The sequence below is a fragment of the Akkermansia sp. GGCC_0220 genome (assembly GCF_017566105.1).
Taxonomy (GTDB): Bacteria; Verrucomicrobiota; Verrucomicrobiia; order Verrucomicrobiales; family Akkermansiaceae; genus Akkermansia; species Akkermansia massiliensis.
In genome coordinates, this window is sequence record NZ_JABFCI010000033.1 from 1 (window position 1) to 5,167 (window position 5,167).

Here is a 5,167-nt window from a genome sequence, read left to right on the forward strand (position 1 = left end):
CTCCATCCTGCGCCACCAGGGTGCCGCGGATGAAGCGCACCGGGCATTCCGGCAGTTGTTCCGGGATCTGGACAGATTTGACTTCTCCTGCGGACCATCCCCCCAGCAGGGGGAAAACCAATGCGAGTGTTCCTATGAAATGTTTGAATTTAATTAACATAACCAATTATTTCCTGATTATTATGTGAGAATATTATCGTATTTTGCTGACGTCAACCCCATTTCCAAGTTATTCTCAATTTTATCCAATCAAAAAACCACACAATCAGTTTACAGTCAAATATATAAGTCATTCAATATATGTTAGTTATAAAAATTATTCAGGTTTAGAAAAACCCAAGACACACCGCCCTTCCTGTACCCGGACAGAAAAAATGCAGGAGACTAACTCAAAAGCGGCGACCAACCGCTTTTTCTTCTTTCAAAAATGCTCTTTCCGGACATTCATCAACATCGAATTCCGAATCCGTTGCAATGCCTTGAACACATGAATATCAAGACTGTCAGATAGTTATCATTTAATTCATTTTTTCATTAATTGCTATTTCTCCAATTTTTCCAAATCCAAATTCTTCTAACATGTTTTAAACCAAACTTTCCTGTTGACTTCGGATTCGGAATCCGATAAGAACCGGGTATCGCAGGGGTTTCTTTCTCTCCTGAATTTTGAATGGAATAATTTAAATTACTATAGTATTAATTTCATGCAACCTCATTTGCCTTATCAACTAACAGCGTGGCTTATGGCAGCCGCCTTCTTCGGAACTCTCGCCTCCCAATCCCAGGCTGCCGGAGAAAGCATCAGCATCAATTTTGGTACCAACGAACCAAACGGCACCATTTCCGATTCTTCCAGCGCCGGGCTTGAAGCCGTTCCCGGCTCCAACTGGAATCAATTCAGCGGAGCTTCCCAATCCACGGCCCAGAACCTGAAGGATAACAACGGAGACGCCACCGGAGCGACCGTCACCTGGTCCAGTAAAAATACCTGGCGCGGAGGCGACACCCCCTCCACCGGGGACGGCCAGATGCTGAAGGGCTACCTGGACGACGGCAGCGGCATCACCATCAATGTCAGCGGCGTTGATTTCCTGACCTACGGCGTTTATATCTACTGCAATACGGACACAGCCAACGGAAACTTCTCCGCCAAGACCGTCAACGGCGTTTCCTACACCTGGAACGGAACTTCCACCGTGGCAGGCTCTGCCGCGTGGGGAGCAACGGGAACCTTTGGACAGGCGGTGGAAGGGACCAATACGCTGTATGTGGAAGGCCAGACTTCACCCAACCTGAGCATCACCGCTCCGAGCAACACCAGCGGCTCAGGCACCCGCGGCTGCATTGCAGGCATCCAGATCGTCAATACCTATGAGGGCGTTAAAATTTCCGCTACGCTGGATGGCTCCTCCTCCGAGTGGACTTCCTCCCAACTGGGGGATGCCGCATGGACGGACTCCGCTGACGGAGCCGGCACCTATGCTTCCATCAACGTCACCAACGGCCCGGGAGCCCTGACTATTGCGGACGGGGAAACGCGCCATACGGACGCCATCCTACTCACCGGCGGAAACCTCACCATTTCCGGCGGCACCCTGAGCCTGTCGGGCCCCGGCATCCTCCGCGCGGCAGAAGGCACCACGCTCACCGTATCCTCCAGCCTGTCCGGAACGGCTACTCTGGACGGGGTCGGCACCGTCATCATGAACGGAACCAGCACCCTGACGGGCCTGGCCGGTTCCGGAGCCCTGACTCTGGGGGACAACGCCTCCATTTCCATCACGGGAGATACCGCCTCCCGCTATACGGGAGCCCTGACTCTGGGAGAAAACGCCTCCCTCACGGCAGCCAATCCCAACTGGACCTTCGCCGGAGCCCTGACCATAGCGGCGGCCAACTACAATGCCAACGACTCATGGGCGCACACCGCCTCCTCCCTCACCCTGACGGGAGCCGGAGACGTGGAATACACCTTTGAAGGGGGAACGCTTATTCCCATCACCCATGCAGACAGCACCCTGACGGTCCGCAAGGTGACGGACGGCACCGGCACCATCAATGCCAACCATGCCTCCGACATCGCACACCTGATCATTGACGCCGGCACAGTCAACCTGTCCGGCAGCGACACCGCCTACACGTTTGAATCCATCACCATCGGCCAGAACTCCAAGCTGAGCCTGAATGGCGTAGGCATCGTACTGGGCGGCACGCCGGATATCCTGATGAAGTCCGGCTCCACATTTGAAATGCTCAACTGCCGCGCCTATGGCGCGGATACCCCCATCAGCGCCAACATTACCGTTGACGCCGCCGGAGCCGGCGTGACCATCTCCGGCTCCCTTTACGGAAACGCCACCAACCTTGGCGGAACGATCACCGGCGAAGGAGAACTGCTGGTCACCAACGGTTCCAGCGGAAGCAACAACTTCACCATTTCCTCCGTCATTTCCGACAAGGACGCCTCCCACCAGATGAGCGTGAAGGTGAACAAGAACAGCTCCGTAGTCGTTTTCTCCGGCAACAACACGTACACCGGCGGCACCACCATCGTGCAGGGAACGCTCCAGACCAACTCCGCAACCGCACTTGGCCAGGGTTCCGTTCTGGTGCAGGGAGGAACGCTCAACGCCAACAGCCAGGCCCTGGCCAACGCCATTACGCTCCAGACGGGCACCATCCAGAACCTCGGCAGCGCTTCCGCTCCCAAGGACCTCACCGTCAGCCTGACGGGGAACGCCGCCATCAACAACTCAACGGTAATCCTGGGCAACGCTTCCGGCGCGCCCATGATTTCCACAGGCCAGGTGCTGACGCTTTCCGGCACTACCTCAGCCACGCTGAACAACGCCACGCTGAACCTCTCCAGCTTCAACACGGCTCTGATCGACATGCAGGGAACGTCCACCCTGAACCTGACCGGCGGCCTGACGCTGAATCTGGACAGTGCCCTGGCGCTTGACCTTACCTCCCTGACGATCGACCTGATCACTGTGGGCGAAGGCACATCCCTGGCGGACAACATCGACTGGGATTCCCTGCTGACGCTTACGCAGAACGGCCAGAACCTGATCTGGGACGGCGTTACCTACAACAACGGCAGCCTGACCTTCACCGGCCTGGCCGTACCGGAACCCGGCACGGCCACCCTGAGCCTGCTGGGCCTCACGGCCCTGCTGATGCGCCGCAGAAAGAAGGCCTGAGCTTCCTGAATTAACAGAAGACTCCATTCAGGGGCTGTTCCGCCAGCAAGGTGCGGAACAGCCCCTGTTTGCTATATATCCAACTCTAAAAAACAAGGGCCGCTGCCATACGGAAACCCTTGTTTGAAGTCTTATCCCTTTCCGGATAAGGAATAAAACCTCCGCATCATACTGCCGGAATGCCGGTCATATTTTCTTAACTAAAGTAAAAGTAGGGTCTTCATCCTTTCCGCTGGTCCCGAAATCACTTTTATTCTCCATTTTAGTCACCTTGTGCAGGGCCGTGATATAGACTTGTGAATAAAGGGTTCCCGATGTTCCAAATTTATTGGGATCATAGGCGAAGGGGACATCATTCTTCGTATCGGCGAATATCAGCGCTACATATATATTTCCAGTCATGGATATCCGTACTTCATGTATTTTTTTGTACAGCCATTCCTGTTTTTCCTGAGGATTTTTATTGAGGCTTGTGATCACCGTCACTTTACCCGGCATAATATTGTAGGCATTTTTTACACCCTTTTTTGCTTCCACTCCTTTTTGGGGAAGCGCCGGCTTATTAATAATGGAAACCCCATCATAATTCAGATGAGTTCCTGACCACATGGTATGCTCCCCGGTAATCTCTCCGTTGAGCACGTTCATGCTCAACAGACTGATTCCCGCAGCCAATATCATTTTATTATTCATGTTGTCGTTTTCTTTTGGGATTCATGTTCAAGGTGTTTCTTCATCTCTTGAACTGATTTCACAGGAGGTTGTTCGGCATCATCTCGATATTGCCTCCAATCAATATCCAGCTTATCCATCAAATAAACTTCATTTACGGAAAAAGGTATCGTGCCCGGGGCATTCGGAACACATTCCCTGGATCTGAGATCCGGATAATAAATCTGACACTGGTCCCACGCAGCCGCCATGGTCTGGTCAAAAGAAGAACGTACATCTGGAGAGTAAATTCTGGCTTCCCATTGAAACCAGTCTTCCAAGCACCTGCTCTTTTTCTTTCCTTCAACCGCCTCACGGAATGAGGAAAGAATGTACCTGTTCAAGCAGGAAGATCCTGCGGGCGTAACATACCGTGGCTGATACTGGAGAGTGAGCAGTTGATTGAGAAGAACCTTCTCCTCCGGCCCGGCAACAGAAGAATGAACTCTCTCGGGGGAAGGAATAATGCCTGCAAATAATCCATCAACATAATAAGGCAATTCATCAGGCGTTCTCATTTCCAGAGGAAGAAGCGCATTGATGAATACCCCATTTAAAATAGTATTGAAGGAACCGTTCCTGCAAACATGGAACAAGTATACGCCGCCTTTCCTGCACATGAAGCGCTTGTAAACTCCGGACCCCGCAAACCTGGAAACGCGCGTGCGCGCTTCCACCGGGAACGACTGCCACTGCTCCATAGAAGCGGCAAGCGTCTTCCCTTTTTTAGTGCGGTTCCCAATTTCAATATCCGCTTTGTTGTCGAACAGGCTTTGAATGGAAGAAGAAAAAGGATGCCTCCGGGCTTCTACCACATAATCCCGCCTGGATTCATGTTGAAGATATCCGTTGGGATTATAGAAATACAGGGCTATTTCATGAACCCCTTCCGGCACTTCCACAGCTACCCATATACCGGGACCGTCCACAAAGGACGGATATACTTCCCCGTGGTCGTCCCATTCCGCCTCTGTTCTTGTGGAATCACTGGGGTCAAAGAGAACATTGCGGTTTCCTGCCACATTGGCGCTTTGTACCCACCAGCGCAATCCATCTCCCTGATTGCGGTTGAGCCCCATCAGTCCCTGAATCCAATAACAGGGATACACTCGTTTCCATTTAGGGTCTTCAGCGCTCGTTTCCATGCGGACAGGTAATTGCTTGGCTTTAAACTCGGAATTGTTCATGGGGGCATTCATGGCGCACAGCGTGGCGCGCGTCAGGCCGTACCTCCCGCACCAGTCCCCCTTCGT

General features: G+C 52.7%; 3 protein-coding genes. 1 reads left to right on the forward strand and 2 read right to left on the reverse strand.

All coding sequences use genetic code 11. The annotated features are described in order from the left end of the window. Positions 1 to 704: 704 nt before the first annotated feature. Positions 705 to 3,203, forward strand: coding sequence for an autotransporter-associated beta strand repeat-containing protein (locus HJW02_RS12760; RefSeq protein ID WP_102721896.1), 2,499 nt, complete (start codon positions 705 to 707; stop codon positions 3,201 to 3,203). Positions 3,204 to 3,389: 186 nt separating this feature from the next. Here HJW02_RS12760 and HJW02_RS12765 read toward each other — a convergent pair whose 3' ends face one another. After that, entirely contained in the window at positions 3,390 to 3,896 is a 507-nt protein-coding gene (locus tag HJW02_RS12765) for a hypothetical protein (protein ID WP_022397198.1), read from the reverse strand. Next, positions 3,893 to 5,167, reverse strand: a 1,275-nt coding sequence (locus tag HJW02_RS12770; RefSeq protein ID WP_208050652.1) for a hypothetical protein, incomplete at its 5' end; no start/stop codon positions are given. The genes HJW02_RS12765 and HJW02_RS12770, both read right to left, overlap by 4 nt.